The sequence below is a fragment of the Pseudomonas sp. 18.1.10 genome (assembly GCF_024655625.1).
Classification (GTDB): domain Bacteria; phylum Pseudomonadota; class Gammaproteobacteria; order Pseudomonadales; family Pseudomonadaceae; genus Aquipseudomonas.
The window spans coordinates 1-2618 of the sequence record NZ_JANLGL010000400.1 but is presented as its reverse complement, the minus strand read 5'-3'; the positions used below and the strand labels follow the sequence as shown (position 1 = coordinate 2618).

Below are 2618 nucleotides of genomic sequence, written 5' to 3'. Positions count from 1 at the left end.
GCGGTTTATCAGTGACAGATGTATTGACTGACACACCGCCTTCGCGAGCAAGCCCGCTCCCACATTTGGATCTTCATACAGCCATCGGCACATTAGAGTTGGAAGCGCTGGCGCTCCGACTCATACAGGGGCCGCACTAGCGCAAACTCATGATCGATCTGATCCACCAGTTCCCCCAGATCAGTACCCGGCGCTTGCGCCGACTCCGCCTCCAGCCGCTGGCACAACTGCGCCAACCGCACCGCACCCAGGTTGCCGCTGCTGCCCTTGAAGCTGTGGGCGATGCGCCCGAGCGCCTTGGCGTCATCCCGTGCCTTGCGCAGCGCTTCGACGCGCTTTTGCGAATCGTCGAGGAAGGTATCCAGCAACCGCGGATACTCACCTTCCATCACTTCCTGCAAACCCGATAACACGTCCGGGTCCAGATGAATCTCAGCCACTTGTTCGCTCCTTGATCAAGAATCGGCGGATTATGCCTGAGCCTGCCACGAAAACTCCACGCAGACGCTCCGCCCGCCGTCGGACCAGTGCACGTCGCCGCTCAATTGACGCACCAGGTTCAACCCCCGGCCCGACAAGCGATCAACCTCCAGCGGGCGCGCCAGCACCTGTTCCACGTCAAAGCCGGCGCCGCTGTCTTCGATGCGCAAGGACATCTGACCGCCCGTTGCCGTCGGCACCACCTGCACATGCACCCGCACATAACCGCTGCTCAACTGCGCCAACCGCTCGTTGCGCTGGCGATAGTAGTCGGCAAAACCGTGCACATCGCGCTTGAGCCGCGAGTCGAGGCCCAGCACGCCATGCTCCAGGGCATTGGAATACAGCTCGGCCATCACGCTGTACAACGCCCCGCTGCGCTCGCGCAGGCCGTGGATTTCCAGCAACAGTTGCAGCAAGTACGGCAACGGGTTGTAGCGCTTGAGGGTCTCGGCGCGGAACTCGAAGCTCACCGACCAATCCAGTGGGCACGACTGGCTGCTGTCGGTATACAGCGGCCCGGTCGCGCGCAGGGACTGCCCGGCTTGCAGGGTGATTTCCACCATGCTCACGTCATCCCGCGCCTCGCCGCGAAACCCGGCCAGGGCTTGCTCGATCTCGGCAAACAAAAGGTCGGGCTCGCGGTTGGCGGCAAATACCTGATGCAGGCGCTCGGCGCCGAACAGTTGGTCATTGCTGTCCGCCGTGTCGAGCACGCCGTCGGAGAGCAAGAACACCCGGTCGCCGAGCGCCATCGGCCACACCTCGGTGCGGTCATCAAAGGCTTCGGCGGACAGCACGCCCAACGGCAAATGCCGCGGCACCAACGCCGTGCGCTTGCCGCTGGCCACCTCATGCACATAGCCTTCGGGCATGCCGCCATTCCACACTTCCACCACGCGGCGCTGGGTGCTCAGGCACAACAGGGTGGCGCAGCAGAACATGTCCACCGGCAGGATGCGTTTGAGCTTGACGTTCATCTCCCGCAGGATCTGCGCCAGGCCGTAGCCCTTGGCGGTCATGCCGTAGAACACTTCCGCCAGGGGCATGGCGCCCACCGCCGCCGGCAAGCCGTGGCCGGTGAAGTCGCCCAGCAGCACATGCATATCGCCCGATGGCGTATAGGCCGCCAGCAACAGGTCACCGTTGAACAGCGCATAGGGCGATTGCAGGTAGCGGATATTCGGCGCGGCATTGATGCAGCCCGAATGCGCCACCTTGTCGAACACCGCCTTGGCCACCCGTTGCTCATGCAGCAGGTAGTCGTGGTGCCGGGCGATCAGGTCGCGCTGCTGCAACACCGTGGCCTGCAAGCGGCGCAGGCGATCCATGGCATTGATCTTCGCCGCCAGGATCAGCGGATTATAGGGCTTGGCCATGAAGTCATCGCCGCCGGCATCCAGGCACTGGGCCAGGGCCGAGCTCTCACGCAGGGAGGTGAGGAAAATCACCGGCACCAAGGTTTCGCCCGCCAGCTGCTTGATCTGGCGTGCCGCTTCAAAGCCGTCCATTACCGGCATCAGCGCGTCCATCAACACCAATTGCGGGCGCTCGCGGGCAAACACTTGCACCGCGTCCAAGCCGTTGCTGGCGGTGAGCACCTGGTGCCCCTGGCGCCGCACGATGGTGGACAACAACAGCAGGTCGGTGGCGCTGTCTTCGGCGATCAACACCGTCAACGGCTCCAGCACGGGGGCCAGGCCGCTCAACTGATGTCGAACAGTTTGTCGAAGTTGGAGATGGCGAGGATCTTGCGCACATCGGAATTGCTGTTGACCACCTGCACGTCCGAGTTGTCACCGCCGGCGTGATCCCGCAACAGCAGGAGCATGCCCAGGGCGGAGCTGTCCATGTAGGTGGTGTCTTTCAGGTCGACCACGTACAACTCGGGCACCTTGTAGAAACGCTCGTAGGATTCGCGAAACGTCTGGTGGCTGCCGAAATCGAACCGGCCCTTGATGGCGATCGTCAACTTCTTCCCGTCCAGGGATACTTCAGACTCGACTGACATGTGACTGCTTCCTTGTCATAGGCGGTAGACACAGGTTTAGCAGCTGAACGGGGTCTGAGCAACGCAACAAATCAAATGTGGGAGCTGGCTTGTGTGGGAGCGGGCTTGCTCGCGAATGCGGTGTGTC

The 2618-nt window shown here is 62.5% G+C and carries 3 protein-coding genes; all 3 read right to left on the bottom strand.

What is annotated here, in order from left to right:
- Nucleotides 1-92: 92 nt before the first annotated feature.
- Genes NUV89_RS29100 through NUV89_RS29090 form a run of 3 tightly spaced genes read right to left on the bottom strand, consistent with a single transcriptional unit; the run spans nucleotide 93 to nucleotide 2491 of the window.
- Nucleotides 93-440 carry an Hpt domain-containing protein gene (locus NUV89_RS29100; protein WP_257784029.1) on the bottom strand — a complete coding sequence of 116 codons (348 nt, stop codon included), beginning with the start codon at nucleotides 438-440 and terminating at the stop codon, nucleotides 93-95.
- Between the two features lie 30 nt (nucleotides 441-470).
- On the bottom strand, nucleotides 471-2189 hold the full coding sequence (locus NUV89_RS29095) for a fused response regulator/phosphatase (protein WP_257784028.1): 1719 nt from the start codon (nucleotides 2187-2189) through the stop codon (nucleotides 471-473).
- Nucleotides 2186-2491 carry an STAS domain-containing protein gene (locus NUV89_RS29090; protein ID WP_257784027.1) on the bottom strand — a complete coding sequence of 102 codons (306 nt, stop codon included), beginning with the start codon at nucleotides 2489-2491 and terminating at the stop codon, nucleotides 2186-2188. The genes NUV89_RS29095 and NUV89_RS29090 overlap by 4 nt, the downstream gene beginning before the upstream one ends.
- Nucleotides 2492-2618 lie beyond the last annotated feature (127 nt).

Excerpts from the sequence above, each read along its gene's own strand:
- NUV89_RS29090 (WP_257784027.1), bottom strand. The coding sequence starts at position 2,491 with ATGTCAGTCGAGTCTGAAGTATCCCTGGACGGGAAGAAGTTGACGATC.